Origin of the sequence: Ruegeria hyattellae (genome assembly GCF_041537925.1) — a bacterium.
Classification (GTDB): domain Bacteria; phylum Pseudomonadota; class Alphaproteobacteria; order Rhodobacterales; family Rhodobacteraceae; genus Ruegeria_C.
In genome coordinates this window covers 75,592-97,298 of record NZ_JBGOSH010000002.1, presented here as the reverse complement: position 1 = coordinate 97,298, position 21,707 = coordinate 75,592, and the positions used below count along the sequence as shown (strand labels likewise).

The 21,707-nt window shown below is 60.3% G+C and carries 19 protein-coding genes and 1 pseudogene; 6 read left to right on the top strand and 14 right to left on the bottom strand.

All coding sequences use genetic code 11. The annotated features are described in order from the left end of the window. Positions 1 to 2: 2 nt before the first annotated feature. The 14 genes and pseudogenes from tssB (AB1E33_RS04440) to tssA form a co-directional block, all read right to left on the bottom strand. Positions 3 to 494 (bottom strand): annotated as a pseudogene (gene tssB / locus AB1E33_RS04440) (type VI secretion system contractile sheath small subunit); the annotation flags it as partial. Beyond that, entirely contained in the window at positions 487 to 1,344 is an 858-nt protein-coding gene (locus tag AB1E33_RS04435; RefSeq protein WP_372576057.1) for an ion transporter, read from the bottom strand. The pseudogene tssB (AB1E33_RS04440) and the gene AB1E33_RS04435, both read right to left, overlap by 8 nt. 76 nt (positions 1,345 to 1,420) lie before the next feature. Next, positions 1,421 to 2,659, bottom strand: a complete 1,239-nt coding sequence (locus tag AB1E33_RS04430) for a hypothetical protein (protein WP_372576056.1) — start codon at positions 2,657 to 2,659, stop codon at positions 1,421 to 1,423. A gap of 41 nt (positions 2,660 to 2,700) precedes the next feature. Next, positions 2,701 to 3,948: a hypothetical protein gene (locus AB1E33_RS04425; protein WP_372576055.1), complete on the bottom strand. Its 1,248-nt coding sequence runs from the start codon at positions 3,946 to 3,948 to the stop codon at positions 2,701 to 2,703. Between the two features lie 212 nt (positions 3,949 to 4,160). After that, on the bottom strand, positions 4,161 to 5,738 hold the full coding sequence (locus AB1E33_RS04420; RefSeq protein ID WP_372576054.1) for a hypothetical protein: 1,578 nt from the start codon (positions 5,736 to 5,738) through the stop codon (positions 4,161 to 4,163). Positions 5,739 to 5,787: 49 nt separating this feature from the next. Next, entirely contained in the window at positions 5,788 to 8,529 is a 2,742-nt protein-coding gene (gene tssH, locus AB1E33_RS04415; RefSeq protein WP_372576053.1) for a type VI secretion system ATPase TssH, read from the bottom strand. Positions 8,530 to 8,588: 59 nt separating this feature from the next. Further along, positions 8,589 to 9,620, bottom strand: a complete 1,032-nt coding sequence (gene tssG, locus AB1E33_RS04410; RefSeq protein WP_372576052.1) for a type VI secretion system baseplate subunit TssG — start codon at positions 9,618 to 9,620, stop codon at positions 8,589 to 8,591. Further along, the gene (tssF, locus tag AB1E33_RS04405; protein WP_372576051.1) at positions 9,584 to 11,461 is read right to left on the bottom strand and encodes a type VI secretion system baseplate subunit TssF; all 1,878 of its coding nucleotides are present in this window, start codon (positions 11,459 to 11,461) and stop codon (positions 9,584 to 9,586) included. The genes tssG and tssF overlap by 37 nt, the downstream gene beginning before the upstream one ends. A 2-nt stretch (positions 11,462 to 11,463) precedes the next feature. Beyond that, positions 11,464 to 11,958, bottom strand: a complete 495-nt coding sequence (tssE, locus tag AB1E33_RS04400; RefSeq protein ID WP_372576050.1) for a type VI secretion system baseplate subunit TssE — start codon at positions 11,956 to 11,958, stop codon at positions 11,464 to 11,466. Then, positions 11,951 to 12,769: a type VI secretion system accessory protein TagJ gene (locus AB1E33_RS04395; protein ID WP_372576049.1), complete on the bottom strand. Its 819-nt coding sequence runs from the start codon at positions 12,767 to 12,769 to the stop codon at positions 11,951 to 11,953. The genes tssE and AB1E33_RS04395 overlap by 8 nt, the downstream gene beginning before the upstream one ends. Before the next feature lie 87 nt (positions 12,770 to 12,856). Beyond that, entirely contained in the window at positions 12,857 to 13,354 is a 498-nt protein-coding gene (locus AB1E33_RS04390; RefSeq protein ID WP_372576048.1) for an Hcp family type VI secretion system effector, read from the bottom strand. Between the two features lie 115 nt (positions 13,355 to 13,469). Beyond that, the gene (gene tssC / locus AB1E33_RS04385) at positions 13,470 to 14,966 is read right to left on the bottom strand and encodes a type VI secretion system contractile sheath large subunit (protein WP_372576047.1); all 1,497 of its coding nucleotides are present in this window, start codon (positions 14,964 to 14,966) and stop codon (positions 13,470 to 13,472) included. 3 nt (positions 14,967 to 14,969) lie between these two features. Then, complete coding sequence (tssB, locus tag AB1E33_RS04380) at positions 14,970 to 15,485, bottom strand: type VI secretion system contractile sheath small subunit (RefSeq protein ID WP_306196183.1); 516 nt, start codon at positions 15,483 to 15,485, stop codon at positions 14,970 to 14,972. Between the two features lie 65 nt (positions 15,486 to 15,550). Next, positions 15,551 to 16,591 (bottom strand): type VI secretion system protein TssA, encoded by a 1,041-nt coding sequence (gene tssA / locus AB1E33_RS04375; protein WP_372576046.1) that lies wholly within the window; start codon positions 16,589 to 16,591, stop codon positions 15,551 to 15,553. Positions 16,592 to 16,739: 148 nt separating this feature from the next. Between tssA and AB1E33_RS04370 the strand changes: the two genes are divergently transcribed. The 6 genes from AB1E33_RS04370 to AB1E33_RS04345 all read left to right on the top strand — a co-directional run bounded on the left by AB1E33_RS04370 (position 16,740) and on the right by AB1E33_RS04345 (position 21,162). Beyond that, positions 16,740 to 17,762, top strand: a complete 1,023-nt coding sequence (locus AB1E33_RS04370) for a hypothetical protein (RefSeq protein WP_372576045.1) — start codon at positions 16,740 to 16,742, stop codon at positions 17,760 to 17,762. 27 nt (positions 17,763 to 17,789) lie between these two features. After that, positions 17,790 to 18,215: a hypothetical protein gene (locus AB1E33_RS04365; RefSeq protein WP_372576044.1), complete on the top strand. Its 426-nt coding sequence runs from the start codon at positions 17,790 to 17,792 to the stop codon at positions 18,213 to 18,215. Between the two features lie 3 nt (positions 18,216 to 18,218). After that, positions 18,219 to 18,839 (top strand): MotA/TolQ/ExbB proton channel family protein, encoded by a 621-nt coding sequence (locus AB1E33_RS04360; protein WP_372576043.1) that lies wholly within the window; start codon positions 18,219 to 18,221, stop codon positions 18,837 to 18,839. A gap of 12 nt (positions 18,840 to 18,851) precedes the next feature. Then, on the top strand, positions 18,852 to 19,283 hold the full coding sequence (locus tag AB1E33_RS04355) for an ExbD/TolR family protein (RefSeq protein WP_372576042.1): 432 nt from the start codon (positions 18,852 to 18,854) through the stop codon (positions 19,281 to 19,283). Further along, positions 19,280 to 19,690 carry an ExbD/TolR family protein gene (locus AB1E33_RS04350; RefSeq protein WP_372576041.1) on the top strand — a complete coding sequence of 137 codons (411 nt, stop codon included), beginning with the start codon at positions 19,280 to 19,282 and terminating at the stop codon, positions 19,688 to 19,690. The genes AB1E33_RS04355 and AB1E33_RS04350 overlap by 4 nt, the downstream gene beginning before the upstream one ends. 98 nt (positions 19,691 to 19,788) lie before the next feature. Continuing rightward, a complete protein-coding gene (locus tag AB1E33_RS04345; RefSeq protein WP_372576040.1) occupies positions 19,789 to 21,162 on the top strand; it encodes a DUF4384 domain-containing protein in 1,374 nt (457 codons plus the stop codon). The last annotated feature ends 545 nt before the right edge of the window (positions 21,163 to 21,707 follow it).

Genomic DNA, 21,707 nt, shown 5'->3' with positions numbered 1-21,707 from the left:
TCACCGGAAAGTTCGGAGGTGGCCACCGCCGAAAGCAGGGTCGGATCTGCGAGGATCTTTTCGATCAGCGTCTCGGCCCCGGTTTTGCCATCCATATAGGCCATCAGATTGTCGAGCTGGGTCCGCGCCTCAAGCAGGGCGCGCAGCGGTTCGATCTTGGCGGCGATGGCGGCGGGATTGAAATCGCTCATCTTCTCGAAGGTCAAATCGACCGGCAAGTTGCCTTCGCCCGTCACCGTGTTGGGGACGCTGAATTCGACGCGCGGGGCCATCGCTTTCATCCGGTCATCGAAATTGTCGACGTCAATCTCAAGAAACTTGCGGTCTTCAATACCGGGCTGCGCCACATTGGACTTGCCCGCCAGATCGCTCATCACTCCCATCACGAAGGGCAATTGCACCTTCTTCTCGGCCCCATAAAGCTCCACATCATATTCGATCTGGACCCTTGGCGCGCGGTTGCGGGCGATGAATTTCTGTGAGCTATCAGCCATCGCGCCCTGCCTTCAATTCTGCCACTTCCTTGCGCAGGGCGCGCAATTCCTCGTGCAGGGCCAGCACGTGTTCGTCCACGACATCCGTCTCGGTCCGCACCAATTCGCGCAGTTTCTCGAACTCAAGCTCGGATTCGTCTTCCACCGCCGATTGCATGGTGTTGACCAGCAGACCGATGAAGAGGTTCAGAACCGAAAACGCTGTGATGACGATGAAGGGGACGAAGAAGGCCCAGGCGGTGGGGTATTCCTCCATCACCGGTCGGACAATGCCCATGGACCAACTTTCCAGCGTCATGATCTGGAACAGCGAATATAGCGATCGACCCAGCGTACCGAACCAGACATCGAAGGCGGGGCCATACATCAGCGTGGCCATTACGGCGAAAACGTAGAACACGATCGAGATCATGATGATCACCGCGCCCATGCCAGGCAGCGCATCCAGCAGTGCCTGCACAACCGCGCGCATCTGTGGAATAACGGAAAGCAACCGCATCGCCCGGATCACCCGCAGCCCCCGTAGCGCCGACAACCCGTCGCGATCCGGCAGCAGGCCAAGGCCGACAACGATCAGATCGAATACGTTCCAGGCATTGGTGAAGAACCGCAAACGGTACGCGTAGAACTTGATCAGAAGCTCGATCACAAAGATGCCCAGCACCACCCGGTCGAACACCGCCAACAGATCGCCAACCTGGGCCTGAACCGCCGCAGAGGTCGACAGGCCCAGCGTGATCGCGTTGACAATGATGACTCCCAGGATCGCATTCTGGATCGACCGGCGCTCGATGAACTCGCGCGCGCGCTCTTGCATCGTCATGGCTCCTTCTGCGCTGCTGCTGTCCATCGGATCTTTCCTTTGCGGGTCTTGAATGCGCCGGGCACGGCATCTGCGCCGCGCCCGGTGACGTGATTAAGGGCCGTCAGGCGGCGATATCGCTGATCTCATCCACCAGTTTGTAGATGCCAGAGACCGAGGTCACCATGCTCTTGGCCTCCTTCAGCACGGTTTTCTTGTCCAGCGCCTTGATCTTGTCGACGATCGTGGTGTCGTCGACCTTCATGCCATTGCCCTCCATCAGGGTCTGCATCTCGCCTAGAAATTTCTGGCGCTCCTCCAGCTTGGCAGACAATGCGCTGGCCTCGCGCTTGAGGGTCATGCATTCGGCCCCCAGCTTGATCCCTTGCTTGAGGGTTTTCTGCGCTTTCGCCGCCTTCATCAGCTTGTCTGCTGCCACGCCCAGTGAATCGACCTTCTGCCGCGTCTTGGTGGTGTGTTCGCGATATTGCTGCCGCTTCTTGTCAGCGTCCTTGTTGTAGACGGCGATACCTTTGATGGTGAAGTCCAGCAACTCCTTCGCGATCTTCTTAGGGTCGCGCCCCTTGGTGACCTCGTCGCCCATCGCGACGGCCTTGCCGGTCAGCTTCTTGATCGCCTCCATCGGTTTCTTAACCGATATGCCGGACGTGTCGGTGATGCCCTGACGTTCCGCTGCCTGCATGATCGTGGTGCCGCGCAGAGTGATGTATTTCTGGATTGCACCATAGAGATCCTTGCGCAGCTTTTCCTCACCCTTGAGCTGCTGCTGGATTTCCTTGCCCAGGTTATAGACCTGCTTGACGATGGTCTTGTAGGCCATCACATCCGCACCAGAAGAGCCCACCAGACGCGCCACGGCCGTCCCGATCTTGATCACGCCCATGCTGACCTTGAGCGTGGTCTTGACCCGCGCCTCTTTCAGCAGCTTGTCCTTGTTGGCCTCGACCTTGAGCTGTTTCTGGATCGCAACCTGTGCCGCGCCCTCGGCCGATGCCATGGCGTTCTTGATCGACTGGTTGGTGCCCTGGATCAGCTTTTCGGCAGCCGCCTGGCCCTTTTCGCCGGGATTTTTCTTGAGGATTTCAGCGACCTTGGCATCAAGCTTAACAGCCTCTTCGGTGATGACTGTCTCATAGCGCTCAAGCTCTTTCATCCCCGCCGCTTCGAGCCGCTTCAGCGCGGTCGAAGGCACCGGGTCGGGCTTTTTCAGCTTACCGGATGTGGTGATCTCGAACTTGACATCGACCTTGTATTTGGGAAGTTCGATATATTGCAGCTTGGGCTTCGACCGGATCAGGTCGACGACGCCAAACTTATGCGGGGTAACGGTGGTTTTTGCCATATTGGACTGCTCCAAGTTCTATTATTACGAGTTTTCTCAGGTCACGCCGCGTCGAAGACTGTGCCGTCGAGCGCTTTGCTGGTGATCTTGTCATAAGCGTATCCACCCGCCGCACCGCCAACGCCAAGCGCCAGATCCTTGGCCCCGGTCGCGATCGAGTTTCCATCGATGGGTGCGGTGGCCAGAGCCGCAAATTTCAGCGCTTCGCGGAACACTTTCAGACCCTTGGGATCTTTCAGCTTCAGTTCGCTGACACGCTTCATCAGGTCCTTGATCGTATTGGCCCATTTCCGCGTATCGGCATACATCATCTGAACCTTGGTGATGCCGTTATCGACCGCCTTGTAGTTGTCGGCAAGCGCTGTATCGAGCGCCTTGCTAATCATGGTCAGCTGCGCCTTCTTGTCCTTGACGGGGTGCTTCTTTAGCTTGTTGCCCACCTCTTTCAAGAACTGCGCCTTCAACTTGTCCTGCTCTTTGAGGATCTTGTTCAGCGTCTTGGACAGGTCATGCACCTTGACGATCATCTGGGCATATTTCGCCTTCAATGTATCCGCTGCGTCATCCACGGATTTGATCGAGGGTTGCGCGATCCCGATGAACTCGTTCAGCACGGCCGCCGTCACTTCGTTGGCGGCATAAAGCCCTTTGTTTTGGGCCGCCTTTTCAACAACCTTCAATTCCACAACCAGATGTTTCTTTGACGTGTCGATATCAGAAGCCAGCTTGCCGATATCCTTGGCCAGCGATACGCCCGATTTGATCAGGCCCAGAATGCCAAAGGCCGCACCAGCTCCGCCTGAAAACGGCGAAGTCGCCATAGCGGCGATGGACACCGCCAGCCCGGCGAGCGTGCCCGCAATCGAGACACCGACCTTGATCTTGAACTTTTTCCATTCCTTCTTCTTGGCCTGCAGTTTGGTCCAGGCCTTTTGCGCTGCAAGCTCCGCCGCCTTCTGCGCAACCGCCATGTCCTGCTTGACCGCGTTGTTCAGCCCCTTGAGTTGCTTTTCCATGTCTTTTTCGGAGGCACCCTTGTTGACCATCCCGACAAACAGCTTGTCGAACACCTTGCACTTCTGTTCGATGGTGGCTTTGGTCTGGTCCAGCACCTCGCTTGCCGCGGTCTGGAATTCCTGCTGGAGAAGTGGGTCCTTCTCGACCCCTTTCTCCATCTTTTTGTCCAGTTCGACCACAACCTTGAACGACAGTTTCGGCGGATCGACCATTTCGAGGCCAGTCTTGTTGATCGGGACATTCTTCATGTCCATGACGACGTGCTTGACCATTGTGTTATCCCCTATGCGTTTGTGGTGGTGCTCATATCAAACACACAGTCGAGAGCCTCATCTGTGAATTTGTTTCCAGAGCAGTCGAAAAAGTTACCCAAGGTCACAAGTACATGGAACAGAACGTGCGGCGAACCCGGTGGCGCATTTGGTACGACCAGATGGCCGGAGGTTTTATGGGTCAAGCACCTCCTTCGTCGGGATGCGTCCCATCAGATTTTCTCGGCGGCGAAATCTGCCGCTTCCAGACCCAGATCGGCAACCAGACCGACGCCGGTGCTCACCCAGTCCGCGACCGAGCTGGAATCGGCAGCGCCAGTGCCAAAGCCCACACCGGTCAGCGTCAGGCTGACGACCGTGGGGAACACTTTGTCGAAATACTTGTTGAAATCGGTGTTTTTGTCCTCGAGCACTTTCATCATCTGCTTGAGCTTCGGCATGTTCTTGTCGAGCTTGGTCATCCGCGCCCCGAGATCCGAGCATTTGTCCAACGCCTTGGACAGCGCCGCACGAGTTTTGACCAGCTTGTCAAAAGCCTTGCGCACCTTGGCAGCCTTGACGCCCTTGAGTTGCTTTTCCAGATCCTCGGCCTCTTTCATGGCCTTCAGGATCGATTTCGACAATTTGCGCGTTGCGACCGCTATACCGGCAGTCTTGTTGCCCAACAGTTCGATATTGTCCCGGCATTTCGGAATAGTGGCCAGAAACGGCGCATCGGTTCCAAGAAGGCCCTTTAGCGTCGTCGCACCCGTTTCGGCCGCGACTTTCTTGACCGCGCTCTTGTACCGGTTCTGAAGGGTATTAAGATCACTCTTCAGAACCTTTTCAACCTTCTCGGCGCTGCGGCTGAGGTCGACAAGCTGCTTGGTCATCGCGGCACAGGACCGCAACGTGCCAGCAAGGCCGGCAACCAGACCCGGGATCGCAAGAGCCAGCGAGCCGCCCATCGTGGGCACCGCGCCCGCCGCCGCCGCAACGCCCAGCCCAAGCCCGCCAAGGCCCGCAACGATGCCGAAGGTTCCGGTGGTCAGCTTGACGCCCGTCTTGACCTTGTACTTGGTGTATTGCTTTTTCTGCGCCTTGAACTTCTTCCAGCGCGCCTCGGGTAGTTTCTCAAGCTTGCCCTTGGCAACTTCCATCTTCGATTTCAGCACTTTCAGCAGCAGCGCCTCGATCTTCTTGGTGTCCGCCTGCTTGCCTGATTTAATCAAGGCGTCGATCTGTTTAAGATCTTTGGTGACTTCCGAGATCACCATCTGGCCAATCGCTTCGGAATCGTCGACGATCTGCTGAGGGGTGACGTAGTCGCCCTCTTTCTCGAACACATCGAGAATGTCGTCATTCAGCTTTTGTTCCAGCACAAATCCGTCAATGCCATCAAGCCATTGCAGCTTGATCTTCTTGAAGACTTCCTTGCCGATATCGCGCTTCCAAATAACGACATCCTTGCCCATCTTCTGGACCGGAACCGCCGCTGGCGCGGCAGCGGCCTTTTTCTGCTCATCGGTGATCTTCTTTTTAAGATCGTCATCGGCTTTCTTGATGACGGTGTCGTATTTGCTAAGAACCTCCTTGGTAGTCTTCTGGGTTTTGTCACTGCATTTCTTGGTCGCAACATCGACCTTTTTTCGGACGTCGATCAGCGCCTTGCGCGCCGCTTCATAGTCAAACTTATCCAGTGCGATGGCGTAATCCTTGAGTGCATTGCCAAGCCCGGTTTTTCCCAGAAATGTAGGTTTGTTCTTGGACCACCATTTATGGTCCAGTTGCGGTGTCATTCCTTTTTTCATCAGTCATAACTCCCAGAATTTGGCGCCGCGACGTGCAGCGACTGCCGCTTTAGTCAAACCCGTAGGTGAACTCGCCGTCTGTAACGTCGATCACAACCTTAGATATATCATCCCCTTCCATCATTCGCTTGAGGAATTCGGCCGAAATATCGGGCAGCATCGTGTTGGTGACGATGGCGTCGATCATGCGCCCGCCGCTGTCGAGCTCCTGACAGCGGTTGACGATTTCCTCGACCACGGCGTCGGAATATTCGAACGGCACGCCATGGGCCTCCTGCACCCGTTTCTGGATCCGACCCAGCTGCAGCTTGGTGATCTCAGCGATCATATGCGGGCTGAGCGGATAATACGGGATCGTCACAAGACGGCCCAGCAGCGCGGGCGGGAACACCTTGAGCATCGGGTCGCGCAGGGATTTGGCCAGCCCCTCGGGATCGGGCATCAGATCGGGGTCGGCGCACATGTCCATGATCATCTCGGTGCCGACATTCGAAGTCAGCAGTATCAGCGTGTTTTTGAAGTCGATCACGCGGCCTTCGCCATCCTCCATCACGCCCTTGTCGAAGACCTGGAAGAAGATCTCATGCACGTCCGGGTGGGCCTTTTCAACCTCATCGAGCAGCACGACCGAGTAGGGCTTGCGCCGTACCGCCTCGGTCAGCACACCGCCTTCGCCATAACCGACATAGCCCGGAGGTGCGCCTTTAAGGCTGCTGACGGTATGGGCCTCCTGATATTCGGACATGTTGATGGTGATGACGTTCTGTTCGCCGCCATATAGCACCTCGGCCAACGCCAGCGCGGTTTCTGTCTTGCCGACACCCGAGGTACCGGCCAGCATGAACACCCCTATGGGTTTGGAGGGGTTATCCAATCCTGCCCGGCTGGTCTGGATGCGCTTGGCGATCATCTTCATGGCGTGATCCTGTCCGATCACACGTTTTGACAGATGTTCTTCGAGGGTCAGGATCGTCTCGATCTCGTCCTTGACCATGCGGCCCACAGGAATCCCAGTCCAATCGCCCACAACGCTGGCAACCGCCTGATGGTCGACGATGGGCAGGATCAACGGATTGTCGCCCTGCACTTCTTCCAACTCGGCATTCTTGGCCTTGAGCTCGGCCATCAGCGCCTCGCGGTCGATTGTCGCCGCGTCGCCCTCGGGCAGTGCCTCGGCTTCGACGGCTTCCTCGGTGGCGGCAGCACCTTCGGCTGTACCGGTGCCTTCGACCTCCTGCCCGCCTTCGCGCAGCTTGGCGCGCAGGTCGAGGATGGATTCCACGACCGACCGTTCCGCGTCCCAGCGCTCGGTCAGACCGTTCAGGCGTTCCTCTTCGGCTTCCTTGGCGGCTGTCACCGCTTCCCGGCGGTCGCCCACATCATAACCTGCGGTCTCATCACGGCCGATGATCTCAAGCTCGGTGGTCAGCGCTTCGATCCGGCGGCGGCTGTCATCGACCTCGGCCGGAACCGCATGCTGGCTGACCGCCACGCGAGCGCAGGCGGTATCGAGCAGGCTCACCGATTTGTCCGGCAACTGCCGCGCAGGGATGTAACGGGCCGAGAGCGTCACCGCCGCCTCGATCCCCTCGTCCAGCACCTGCACCCGGTGGTGCCCTTCCAGCATCGAGGCGATGCCGCGCATCATCAACACCGCCTTGGGGATGTCAGGCTCATCGACCTGCACCACTTGGAAACGGCGGGTCAAGGCGGGGTCTTTTTCGATGTATTTCTTGTATTCGGCCCAAGTGGTGGCCCCGATTGTGCGCAGTGTCCCGCGCGCCAACGCCGGTTTCAGCAGGTTGGCGGCATCACCTGTGCCCGCCGCGCCCCCTGCCCCCACCAACGTATGGGTCTCATCGACAAACATCACGATGGGGGTCGGGCTGGCCTGCACTTCGTCAATCACCTGACGCAGGCGGTTTTCGAATTCACCCTTCATCGAGGCACCGGCCTGCAATAGACCCACATCCAGCACCAAGAGGCGCACATCCTTGAGCGCAGGCGGTACGTCACCGCGCGCGATGCGCAGCGCAAAGCCTTCAACCACTGCCGTTTTGCCCACGCCAGCCTCACCGGTCAGGATCGGGTTGTTCTGCCGGCGCCGCATCAGCACGTCGACGATCTGACGGATTTCCTCGTCCCGACCCACGATCGGGTCGATCTCGCCATTGCGGGCCTGTTCGGTGAGATCCGTGCAGAACTGCTCCAATGCCTCGCCCTTGCCCATCGCGCCGGGCGCCATCGAGCCGCTGGCCTCGCCGGGTTCAGCCCCGCCACCGACCTGGCTGCCATCCTGCGCGCCCAAAGTCTCTTCGGGCGAGCCATCGGTGGCGTCGTTGAAGTTATCAGCCAGATCATCGGCCCCGATCGAGCCTAGCTCGGGCGACATGGTCTGCAGGATATTGCGCAGGGCGGGTGTCTTGAGCATTCCCAAAATCAGGTAACCGGAGCGCACCTTACTGTCGGAATAAAGCAGCGATCCCCAGACCCAACCGCGTTCCATGGAATCCATCAGATGATCGGAAAGGTCCGAAATGGTCGAGGCCCCGCGCGGCAGCATGTCCAGCGAGCGGGTCAGTTCCGTCGCGATCTTGCCGGGGTCCAGATCGTAATGCTGGATGATGCGGTGAATATCGCTGTCCTGCCCGTTCAGGATCTGGTGCAGCCAGTGCTGAATTTCCACATAGGGGTTGCCTCGCATCTTGCAAAAGACGGTCGCCCCTTCGATGGCTTGATAGCCCAGTTTGTTCAGCTTGCCGAACAGCGCCACGCGGCTGATCTCAGTCATTTTGATATCCTTTCGTCCCTGTCGGCTTTTCTTGCAAACCGTGTCTCAAATCTTGTGTCTCAGGCGGCGGAATAGGCCGGGTAGAGGATCAGATCCTCGGCATCCGGTCTGCCCGCGTCATCCTCATCGCGGGTGCGCACCCAGCTTGTGTGCCCCAGCCGCGTCGTCCCGCCGAGCGAAGCACGCGGCACCTCGTCTCCAGCCAGCACCAGGTTGACCTCCCAATCCAGCGCGTCGCCCACATGGGTCCGCACGATGCTCTCTAAGCGGTCCTGCGAGGTCCCGCCCGGCAACAAGCGCTCGTAATCCTCCAGCGAGAGCGGCCCGATGCGAATGCGGAACTTGGCCGAGCGCGACCACACCCGGTTGCCGATGCTAGTGGACCGTCCCAGCCCCACCATACCGCCCAATTGCCACGTGTCATCCGGTTCCAGTTCCAACCACGACCCGACAAAGTCCTGCAGGCTGACCGGGACATGGAAGAACTGCGACAGCATCGCCACCAGACCCTCGGCGGTTTTCGGACCAGATGACAGATGCCCGGTAAAGAACCGGCGCGTCCTGTCCGGCATCGCATCACGTTCGGCGTGGCCCTTGCCCTTGAAGCCTGCCAGCGCCGCGACGCGCTGTTCGAACGGGTCATCGCCCCGGTCGAAACTGGGCGCGGGCCGCGCCGCCGCCCAGGCACGATAGAGCAGCCCCATCAGCCGATGCGTAAGCATGTCGGCAAAAGCCACGAAGGTGGGGTCGCGATGGTTGCGCAGCCGGTCGCGTGCGTATTCGCTCAGATGTAGCGGCAGCGGGCCGTGCGGGCCGAAAAAGCCGAACCAGTGATTGCTGATCCGCGCCGGTTTTGCACCCGTCGCGGGCGTAAACCCGGTGATGGTCGAGGGCGGAAAGGCCAGGCTGACTTCCTGGGTCAGGCGCACTTTGTCCTCGCGCGGGCGGCGCGATTCGCCCAGCCGCGGCGCATCATGGTAATGCGCCTCCAACACGCGAAGCGCCTGAAAAACATGATGTTTTTCAGGGTGTTTCGCAAGCTCTGCCAGCAAGCTCAGATGATCCGGCCGAGGCCGGTCGCCGGTCTCCATCTGGCAATTTCTCCTCGTCTGTCGGTTGTCAGCACCGTTTCGGTGAAGCTGTTAATATTTGTGTATTTGCGGAAGAACCGCTCAAGCACCGCCCCCAGAACATAGACGCTGGTGCCCTCGTAAAAGCTCTCGTCAAAGGCGATAGTGATCTCCAGCCCGCGCACCGCGGTGCTGAGCACCTCGTCGCTCATCCGGCGCACGATCGGGCGGCTGGACACTGCGGTGATGCCTTCGAGCTGTTTTTCGGTCACCCGGTCGCCCAGCGGGGCATAGATGCCCAGCAATTCGCGCAGCGCCGCCGAGCCGCCGTTGTGCCCGTCGCCGTCGATGGACAGGTAATTCAGGCTGAGATGACTGATCAGCTTCCACGCCGCATCCCCCTGCGCCAGTTTGGAATGCGGACGGGTCGGCGGAACTGGGGTGCGGATCGACTTGACCGGGCCGCTTTCGGCCAGAAAGAACACGTTATCGCCGCCGGTAGAGAGCAGCATCGGCAGATCGCGGTTGGAACACAGCGCCTCGACCGCCAACTGGTTGAGCGAGGACGAGTATGGCGCCTGTGCCCGATCCACCAACGTCAGGAACAGCTCGGACCCCAGATAGGACGTGCGCACCCCGCGCAGCCGTTCTTTTTCGTTGCGCTGCCGCATGCGGCGCGAGATCGTATAATAGGCCTGATGATGATCCCCGGCCGAGGTCAGATCGGTGTCGGAATAGAACGGGCGGAACTCGATATCGCCCTCTTCGTCGCTGCGGATGCCGCGCACCTTCTCGATCGAGAAGATCTCGTAATCCAGCCCGGCGGTTCGGCTGGGCACGATATGGTGTTCGGTGTCCTTGGTGGTAACATGCACCCGGTCGCAACGGCGGTGGAACAGGTTGATCGCGGGCACCGCGTTCAGCGTGAAGGCCGTGGGTGTGACCGCAGGAGCCACATCCTTTGCACCCTCGCGCAACAGCACGTAGATGTCGACCTCATCGCCTTCGGCGCGTTTGAGCGCTGGGTTCAGACCGATGAGTTCCACAAACAGGAACCGCTGCGGCATGGCGAAATATTCCTGCAGCAAGCGATAGCCATCGAAGCTTTGCGGTGGCGTCGGCAGTAGCGCCTCGTCACGGTCAAAGCCACGCGCCTCGGTTCCGCTTCCGGGCAGCGCAAGCGTCCAGTCGGCGCGCCTGTTGGTGGACCGGCCTGTCAGACCCTGGCACTGGGTGCAGAGCAATTCGTGCAGGCTCCAGGCCGCGCCACTTTGCGGGTCCAGATGCAGCACCAACCGGTCCATCGGCAATTCAGCCAGCGGCCCGCCATCCGAGCGTTTCAGGCGCAGCCGGATACCGGCGCGGGCATCGACATCGCGGGCCAGCCCGGCAGCGACCAGTTCGCCGCGCCCGTCGATATATTCCGCCTCGCTAATCTCCATCGGCCACATGGTCACATCGGCGCCGGTGCGAAACTCGCAGGGCGTCTGCTCGCCCTCCATCAGGCGGGACTGTAGCGTCGATCCGCGCGGGATCAAAAAACCTTCGGCTAGCGCGGAATTGCCCGGGTCCGGCTGAAGCTCGGCAATCATCATCGACGGTGTGGGTGCAAGGTAATGCGGATAAACAATCTCAAGCAGGTTCGAGGTGAAGGCCGGGAACTGCATGGCCAGTTCCAGCTGTACGCGCGCGGCCAGAAAGGCGCTGCCTTCCAGCAGCCGTTCGACATAGGGGTCGATGACCTCAATCCCCTCCATGCCCAGGCGGGCGGCGATCTTGGGATAGGCCTGCGCGAATTCCGCGCCCATCTCACGCAGGAAGGCCAGTTCGGTTTCGTAATGTTTGAGAAGCCGTGTATCCATTGTCAGCTCCGCTCGATGGCGACTTCGCCAGTAGTCACATCGACCCGGCTGCGCAGGTAGAGTTCCAGCGGCATCGGCTGGGCCCACATCACCGCGCGGATGTCGAAATCGATCTGCATCTCGCCCGAGCGCTCCTCCGAGCGCAACTCGACCATGACCGATCCGTCGACGATGCGCGGCTCGAACACCGCTACTGCGTCAGCGATCGAGCGTTGGATCAACCGGGCGCGTTCCATAGTAGAAAACGCGCCCGAGGTTTCGCGGATGCCGTAATTTACCACCGATTTGGTCGCGTGCGGAAAGGTCTTGGCGTCGATCAGGTCAGAATGATCGGTGGTGTTCAACAACATGGACAGGTCACGCTGAATGATCTCGCGCAGGCGGGACACGTCGATGACCCGCGCGTCGCGCCCTTCTTTCTGCGTTTCTGGCGCATCATCGGTCAGCCGGTCGAGCAGCGACGGCTGAAGCCGCTCTGCCAGTGTCCGTTCAGCCATCTGAGACCTGTTCTTCGGCGGGGCTGACATCCAGCACAAGCTCGCGCAGATCCAGCAGGGCGACATCCGACTGATCGGTGGCCAGCAGCCGCTGGCCGACGCCCACAAAGGTCTCGGCCCCGCCATCTACCCATTCGGTGGCGCGGGCCAGTTTCGCGGCATCGTCGCCTTGCGCGATAGTATTGGGATAGCGGGTCGGGATCAGCGCCGCGACCTCGCCACCACTGGCGACAGTCAGCGTGCCAGCAGTCCAGACCGCGTCGCGCAAATCGCTGGGTTCCTCGCAGGTCAATTTCACGATCTGCGAGAAGGGCAGCCAGAAATAGCGTCCGTTTACAATGACTTCCAACACCGGACCCAACCGCATGTCAGCATCGGCAATCCATTCGAACGCCTCGCCGTTCACGGTGCCGGAGGTGGCGGGAGCGGCATCGAACGCCTTGGCGCGCAACTCGGCAGCCTCAGCGGAGTGGCCGCCCGCAAAAAGCTTCTGTGCCTCGATCAGATGTGCCAGCCATTCCTCTGGCTCGCCAAAGATCAGCGGGGTCTTTTCACCGGCAAAGACCTTTTCGCGGTAGACCTCGCAGATGATTGCCTCGCGATATGTCTTGGCCATCATCGTGGCCAGCTCGTCCATTTCAGCGCTGAGTTTCAGCTGCGTGATGGCGCGTTTCCAGTCCCCAAGCACGCACAGGAGCTGAAACAGGAAAATCCGCAGAGCGGGGTCTGCGGGGTTGGCCCGGATCTTGTCCTGCAGGCTGGACAGAGTGGCGGTCAGGTCGCCCGATTTCAAATGTTCTTCCGGCGTCATGGTATCCTCGCCCGCTCAAATCCCAGAATGCAGAATAGAAAAAAGGCCCGGGCGGTTGATACCGCCGGGGCCGGTCGCGTGTTGGGATCAGCTTACGTCGCCGGTCTCCAGGTTCCACAAGAACGAGTTGCAGTCGCTGAGTGCGCCGGTGTCGAAATCGGCGATCTTGTATTTGATCTCGATGCCGCGATAGGCAATCGTCCAGCTTTCCTCGGGGATCTGCTCTTCGCCGCCCGACACCGAATAGCTGTCGATGATGGCATGGCGCAGGGTCCAGACCAGATAGGGCTCCATGCCCTTCTTCTCGGTATCACCGGCCCGGCACATGTGGATGATCAGTTCCTTCGAGGCCTTGCCCGAAGCGACATAGGTCATCAGTTTGGCCGAGGCCTTGCTGAGTTCGGTGGTGACAGAGATCTTGCCGAAATTGGTGTTGGCATAGCCGCGCTGGGTGGTCCCCAGATCGGTCATGTCCAGCGTGCGTTCGACATTCCATTCGATAGATTTGACCGCGATCCAGTCCTTGTGCTGCTTTTCACGTGCTTCACCGGGGATCTGGTCGATTTTGATATATACGTTTTCCATTCTCGTCTCCTTCGAGGTGCGGAGGTATCATTGCCGCGTTGTTCGTTTCGATGACACTTCGTTTCGATGACAAAGGGATAACTCAGAAAGAATCATCAATCTGCGAACTTTTTCACTAAGCGCCCTTTTCTGACGGAAGCTTCGAAACAAGCCGCAGCGAGACCGAAAGCCCTTCAAGCTGATAATGCGGACGCAGGAAGAATTTCGAGGTGTAATACCCCGGATTTCCCTCCACATCCTCGACAACGACCTCGGCCGAAGCGAGCGGTTTGCGCGCCTTCTCGGACTCGGCCGAAATATCGGCGTTGAAGTCGACATACTGGTTAATCCAGTCCTGCAGCCAGGACTGCATGTCGTCGCGACTTTTGAAGGAACCGACTTTGTCGCGCACCATACACTTGAGGTAATGCGCGAATCGGCAAGTCGCGAAGAGATAGGGCAACCGCGCCGCCAGATTGGCGTTTGCGGTGGCGTCCGGGTCGTCATATTCCGCCGGTTTGTGCAGCGACTGCGCACCGATGAAGGCCGCCGTGTCGGTGTTCTTTCGGTGGATCAGAGGCATCATACCGTTTTTGGCCAGTTCTGCCTCGCGCCGGTCGGAGATTGCGATCTCGGTAGGGCATTTCATATCCACGCCGCCATCGTCGGTCGGGAATGTATGCGCCGGCAGGTTTTCCAGCGCGCCACCTGATTCCACGCCACGGATGCGTGAGCACCAGCCGTATTCCTTGAAGGACCGGTTGATGTTCACCGCCATGCCATAGGCCGCGTTCACCCAGCCATACTTGCTGCTGTCGGACCCGTCCGTCTCTTCCTCAAAGGCGAATTCCTCGACCGGTTCGGTCTTGGCACCATAGGGCAGACGGCCCAGGAAGCGGGGCATTGCAAGGCCCACATATTTGGCGTCCTCGCTGTCGCGCAGGCTGCGCCAAGCGGCATATTCGGGGGTCTGGAAGATCTTGGTAAGATCACGCGGGTTGGCCAGTTCCGACCAGCTGTCCATTTGGAACAGGGTCGGCTTGGCGCCGGTGATCAGCGGCGCATGAGCCGCGGCGGCAATCTTGGACATTTCTCCCAGCAGCTCGATATCCTGCGGGCTGTGGTCGAAATGGTAATCGGCAATCAGCGTGCCATATGGCTCGCCACCCATCTGGCCGAATTCCTCTTCGTATAGCTTCTTGAAGATCGGCGACTGATCCCAGGCGGTGCCTTTGAACTTGCGCAGTGTCTTGTGCATGTCCTTCTTGGAGCAGTTCAAGACACGGATCTTGAGCATCTCGTCGGTTTCGGTGTTGTTCACCAGATAATGCAGACCTCGCCACGCGCTTTCCATCTGCTGGAAATCCTCGTGGTGCAGGATCAGGTTGACCTGCTCGGTCAGCTTCTGGTCGATCTCGGCGATGATGCCTTCGATCGAGCGCAGCGCATCATCCGAGATCAGCGCGGTATTGGCCAGCGCCTGTTCGGCCAATGTCTTGACCGCGCTTTCAACGGCAGTCTTGGCCTGATCGGATTTCGGGCGGAACTCTTTGGTCAGCAGCGCTTCGAATTCGGATGATCCAAACGCGGTTGCGCCTTCGGCGGCTTCGACCTGGGCTTCTTCGTCGGCCATCTTTTACTCCTCCTCGGCTGCGTCATCGCCCGGCTTGGGCTGGGCGGCCAGTGTCTTGAGCAGGCTTGGGTCCTGCATGATCTTGGAAATCAGGTCCTCGGCCCCGGTCTTGCCATCCATATAGGTCATCAGGTTGGAAAGCTGGGTGCGGGCATCCAGCAACTCCTTGAGCGGCTCGACCTTGGCGGCAATCGCCGCCGGGCTGAAATCATCCATCGATTCAAAGGTGATATCGACGGCCATGTTGCCCTCGCCGGTCAGCGTGTTGGGCACGGTGAAGGCGGCGCGGGGCGCCAGTGCCTTCATCCGGTCATCGAAATTGTCGACGTCTATTTCAAGGAACTTGCGGTCGGCCACGGCGGGCTGTTCCACTTCGGACTTGCCGGCAAGATCGCTCATCACGCCCATCACGAAGGGCAGCTGAACTTTCTTCTCGGCGCCGTAAAGCTCCACATCATATTCGATCTGAACCCTGGGCGCCCTGTTTCTGGCTATGAATTTCTGTGAACTACCGGCCATGTCTGAGCCTCCTCAATTCTTCATCCGTTCTGTTCCACTGTCCGGAGCGGGCGCGGCCCGACCGGTCAATAATCGTAGTCGTCGCTGCCTTTAATGCCGCCAATGCGGCGCACTTCGGACAGGCCCTCTTTGGCCATGTCCTCGATGATGGTCAGGAAATCGGCGCTGACCAACCGCTTGGCGCGATCCAGCAGGATCGGCACCGGGCTGGAAGGTTCAGTGCGCGCATAATAATCCATGATGCGGTCAAGCATCATGGTCACATCCGTTGGCGAGTTGATCGCCCCACCACCGCCGCCACCCGATGGCGCTGGGGCCGCGCCACCGCCCGCTGCCGGCGCATCACCCGCGCCCTCCGGTTCATCTGCCGGAACCTCGGCGCCAGAATGTTTGGCCAGCGCGCGCTGCAGTTTCTTCAGAGTATCCTTGAGCGGGTCTAGCGTCGGCCCCTCGCCGGGCGTGTTTTCCACGAAGACGCTGTCGATGGCATCGACATCCTCAAGCGCTGCGTTCACTGCCGCCAGGCTGTCCGCGAGCGCCTCGTCATCTGTGTCTTGAAACGCTGCCGAGACCGATGCCGCGTCCGGCACGTCGTCCAAATCAGACGGCATGTTGGCGGTGCCCTCGGCCACTTCGATATGGCGCAGCGTGATGCGCCCGAACATGCGGCTGTCGGTCAGTGCGGTGCGGCGCAGAGCGCGCAGAACCCTGTCTGAGGCGCCCAGCCCCGCCACCGCGTTAATCCGCATCGTGGCGTCGCCATCATCCTCATCCAGCTCAGGGTGGCAGGTGTCCCAGTAATCCTCGAGCAGGGCGCGCAGGTAATTGGTAGTGCCGGCAAATTCGGTCAGACCCTTGGTATTCAGCGCTGCCTCGGCCAGAAATACGCCGGCCCGGATGTCATGGCTTTGCTCCATGACGGCCAGCGCCTTGGCCTTTACGTCACCCCAGTCTTGCTCTTGCGCTTCCTTGACCTCGTCGCCCATCTGCTGTTCTTCGCCGGGCTGTGCGGCCAGTTCCAGGTCTGTGAAGGCCGGGTCATATTCAAGATTGTCGCCGCTTGGCGGATTTGTATCCCGTGGTTCGAGATAGGCAGCCAGATCCATTTTAGCTCCGCTGGATTCTTTGTTCTTCGCGGCAACAGTTGCCCCTTCGGGTTGCATCCGAATTGGCCCCTGACCTCCTGTCTTGACGAACAGTCAGCCTTATAGTCTGGTCAAAGTCAAACTGATAATTTCGGCGGGACCCATTGCGATGGCGACACAGGCGACTGACGGCGCGGCACTGCGCCAGATGGTGAATCTTGCCAGGAAGCAGAGCATCAGCTTTGCATTCTGCCCTGGCAGCAAGAATGACGACGTCCTGTTGCTGGACAAGCGGCAGCCCCCTGCGGGTTTGGCCAAGGACGCAAAAAAGATCGGTTCATCGCCGAAAACCGCCTTTGGCCGCATGAGGGCGGATGCCAAGACGATCCAGCTGGAGTGCGAAAGCACTCTGCCCAATCTTGCCAAGAGCATCCGGAAATACCTGAAGGACAACGGTGTTTCCACAGATGTGCAGCTGGTTGACGGCGCCGCGCCCGTGCAACATGAGCAGGAAAAGGGCGGCGACACTGTCCCGCAAGATACCAGCGCCGCGAGTGAACCGAAACCGGGTGTTGACAAGGCCGCGCAAAGGGCACTCTCCACTCAGTTGAAAGACGCCCTGATGAAGGCCGCGCGCATCGGGCCCGACGCGCAGCGTCTCGCGACGGCCGCAACCAAGCAGATAGCAGCGCAGATCAAGCGCAATGAGCTGGAGGCAGCTACGAAATCGCTCTCAGAGCTTGCCGAGCGCCTTCGTGGCGCGCAGGCCACATCAGCCAAACAACCCCCGCCGGATCAAGCAGCGCCCGATCTGGCCGGCGCGCGGCGCGACTGGGCACGGGCGCGCAAATCGGCGGCAGGTGACGTCCGCACACTGATCGCAGGGGTGGCAAAGGTAACCGGCGAAACCGAGGGGCTTGGCCACGCGCAGCGCGAGATCGCCAAGCTGGTGCAACCGATCCGTCAGTTGGATACACGGCTGGACACGCTGCTGGCGCAGATCGAAAAGGCGGGCTCCGCGAGCGAACGGCAGAAATTGATAAAGGCGGCGCAGCGCCAGATCGGCAACCATGTCGGGCTGATGAACACCGCATTTTTCAAGGCGGTGGATCAGAGCGGGTTTGCCGATACCAAGATCCGCGCAACGGTTCTGGGATCGCTGCGCAAGGTGAACAAGGCGATCGGGGCCTAGACCCCGCACCGCCAGAGGGAGGGAAACATGAACAAGAACTGGCTGCGGACCGCGCTTTGTGCGACCACTATGCTATGCGCCGGGATGGTGCAGGCTGACGAGGGCAAGCTGACGGTACAGCTCAACAAATTCGAGCCAACTGAGGGTGGCGGTTGCCGTGCGTTTTTCCTGTTCCGAAACCAGACCGACAACAGTTTCGAAGGGTTCGAAATGTCGCTTGCCATTCTCGATGGCAACGGCGTGATCGACCGACTGCTGAGCATCGACGCCGCCCCCCTTCCGGTCAGCCGCACGGTGCTGAAATTGTTCGAGATCCCGGAAATCAGCTGCGACAATATCTCGGAGATCCTGCTGCATGACCTGCCGGTCTGCAAACCGCAGAACGCTGAACCGATCGACTGTTTCCCGATCCTCGCGCTGGACAGCAAGACCAGCGCCACATTGGCGCAATAAACCGTGCCGGGTCTGGACAATCTCAGCACGGGCGGGCCGATCATCGCGCTGCTGGCGGTGATGTCGCTGTTCTCTCTGGCCGTGATCGCGGTCAAGACCCTGCGCTTGCTGCCTGTCACCTCGGGCGGAACGGCACGGGATCAGGCGCTGGCGGATTGGGCCAAGGGCGACAAGACGCAGGCACAAACGCAAGTCGCCTCGGGCCGCGCCCCTGCCGACCGAGTCTGCGCCTATGCGATGCAATCACTGATCGACGGGTTCAAGGGACCGGCGCTCATGGCCGAGCTGATCCGGCGTGGCAATGAGGAATTTGCCACCATGAACGCAATGATCCGGATGCTGGAGCTGATCGCCATGATTGCGCCCTTGCTGGGGCTTCTGGGCACCGTGACCGGAATGATCCAATCCTTTCAGGAGCTGGAACTGGCCGAGGGATCGGCCAATGCATCCGTTCTGGCAGGCGGGATCTGGCAAGCGCTGCTGACCACCGCCGCCGGGCTGTTGGTCGCCATTCCGGCCGCCGTCGGTGCCTCGCTCCTGTCGGGACGCGCCGAGCGCGGCGCGCAGGCCATCGAAAACGCCGTCGGTCGCTTGATGGTCATCGAGGAACGCGCCACAGGCTGAGGAGAACACGCCATGTCGGGTGATCTGAGCCTTCGACGGCCGAAACCGCCCCGCGCACTGATCTCGCTGGTGCCGATGATCGACGTGATGCTGATCCTGCTGGTCTTTTTCATGGTCACCTCGACCTATCTGAACCTCGACATGATCCCGGCCTTGGCACAACGCGATGCGCCCGCCCCGGCGCAAGCGGCTTCAGATACCCCGGCAGAGGTATTGCTGATCCGCCTCGGTGCGGATGGCCAGCCAGTGCTGCGCGGCAAGACATTCGAGACCGCCGCTTTGGCGGACCTCTTGCGCGTCCGGCTGGATGAGGCGCCCGGATTGCAGGTCATCATCCTGCCCACCGGGTCGGCCCGGATGCAGGCGTTGGTCTCGCTGATGGATCTGGTCACTCAATCGGGCGTCACCGAAATGCGCGTCGTCCGGCTGGAGGCGGTGGAATGAGGATCACGCGCCCCGCTCCACGCACCCCGCCCGAGACGATTATCGCCCTGATTGACGTGGTTTTCTTCCTGCTTGTCTTCTTCATGCTGATCGGCCGGATGGACGCCACGGCACCGTTTGACGTGACGCCCCCCACCGGCACCACCGGCAGCGACATGCCTGCCGGCGGTGTCACCCTGTCAGTCAGTGCCACGGGCGATCTGGCGCTCGATGGCGTGCCGCTCGATATTGCGCTGGCAGAGCAACAGGTCGCGGACCGGCTGGCCGATCAGCCCGACAGCCTGATCCGCATCAACGCCCATCGAGACGCCGAACTGCGCCGGGTGCTGCCGCTGATCGCGCGCTTCGAGGCGATGGGCGCGCGCGAAGTCGTGTTGGTCGTGACCCCACCAAAGGCCAGCCCGTGACGCGCAACCCGCTCATTTGGCTGGCAGGCATCGCAGCCTCTTTGGCCGCGCACCTGGCCGCTGGAGCAGTGCTGCTTTGGTCGCTTGAGCCAGAGCTCATGCCAGACCAACCAGTACCGGAAAGCCAAATGCAGCTCTCGGCCTACCAAGTCGAACGCAGCGAGGCCCAGCCTGCGACCCCGGAAAGCGAGAGCGCCGCCGCCGAAGACGCCAGTGGCGCGCGGCTTGGTCAGGGTGCGATCCCGCGATCGCGGGCCGAGTCAGTCGCGTTGCCTGTTGTGTCCGCGCCGATTGCTGAGGCCCCTGCCACCGCCCTCTCGGCACGTGAGGCGCGCGGGCAAACCGTACACGCAACTGAGGCGGATGTAGCGACCCTGTCTGCCACGCCCGCGCCCGCTGCCGCACTCACCACCGCCGAACCACAAGTGGAACGTCTTGCAAGCGCCACACCAACGGATCAGAGCGAGGCCGTAGTACTGGCCGCCCTGCCTGCCGCCCTATCCCTGACCGGCAGCCCGGCAGAGCCCGAACCTCTGACCCTCGCCGCGCCCGACGCCACGCCGCTTATCGACGCTCCGGCAGCGGCTCAGCCGCTCGCTCAGGCCCAGCCGAATTCAGTCGCCCTGACCCAGACTGCGCCGGAGGTGACCCGCGCCAAGGCAGCGCTAGCATTCAGTGGATCGGGGGATGGACCGGTCGATCCGGTCTCGCTGGCGGCCTTCCAGAGCTTCATGGCACCAGAGGATGCGGGCGATACGGCGGCAGAGCTGCGCGACGGGATCAGCGGTATTCTGGCGCAAATTCCCTGCGCTCGGATGCAGGTGCAGTTCGAGCCGGCGACCAATACGCTGCAACTGGTGGGCCATGTACCGGACGCGGACATGCGCGCGCCTGTGTTGCAGGCGCTGCAGGCGCAGATGGGTGCGGATATCGCCGTGGCAGACACATTGCTGATCCTTCCCCGCCCGCAATGCGACGCGCTGACCGGGATCGCCGGTGTCGGGCTGCCGCAATCCACCGACCAGATCACCAACCCGCTGTTGGTCGGCGAGGACACCCATGCACGCGAGTTTCGTTACACCGACGGCCAGCAACTGATCCTAGACCTGACCGCGCCGGATTATGACGCCTATGTCTATGTCGACTATTTCGACGCCAAAGGACAGGTCATCCACCTGTCACCCAATGACAGCGCGCCGCTGACGCTGGCCAAGGCCAAGTCCGCCCTGCGCGTTGGCGCCGAGCGCCCCGGAGACCCCGGTCTCTACATCACCATCGGCCCACCTTACGGTCAGGAAATTGCCGTGGCCTTCGCCGCCTCGCAACCGCTTTATGACGACACCCGGCCACTGGTGGAAGCAGCTGAACCGTATCTGAACTGGATGCAGGCGCGGGTGGCCGAAGCCCGTGCGGAGAACCAGGAATTCAAGGGTGAATGGGTCTACTTCTTCGTCTCGACCGCTGCGCAATAGGGCATCTCTCTCTTAAGCAGACTCATAGGCGATGCTCTATTTACTTGATTTAAGGCGCAACTTAATCCGAAAACCGGTTCCCACTTTTCTGATTGCGTTCCAGCCCCCTTGCCCTGATCCGAAGCAATGGTAGGGTCCCCATGGTCAACAGCATGGAGATTGCCGTGGCTCGTTTCGCTTTCCTGGTCGCTTTGATACCCACAATTGCCGGCTGCGCAGTACTGCCGCCTCCCGGTGAAGACGGAACACCCGCGATCTCCCAGGCCAGTGCAGTTGCTCAGAACGGGACGATCGACGTTTCAGACGGGACCACCCAATGCCGCGGAGAGTACGACCCTGCTGACACGTCCAAAACCCTGCAGGTTGCGCTTAAATGTGATGATGGCCGAACCGGAACCGTATCAATGACCAGAAGCGCAGATCAGACCTCCGGCGCCGGAACCGTGTCCTTGAGCGATGGCGCGCAATGGGAACTCCTGTTCGGCCGCGCGACAGAGCTGATCTGACGCCGTCGATGCAAGACGCTCGCACAGTGCAATGCTGTG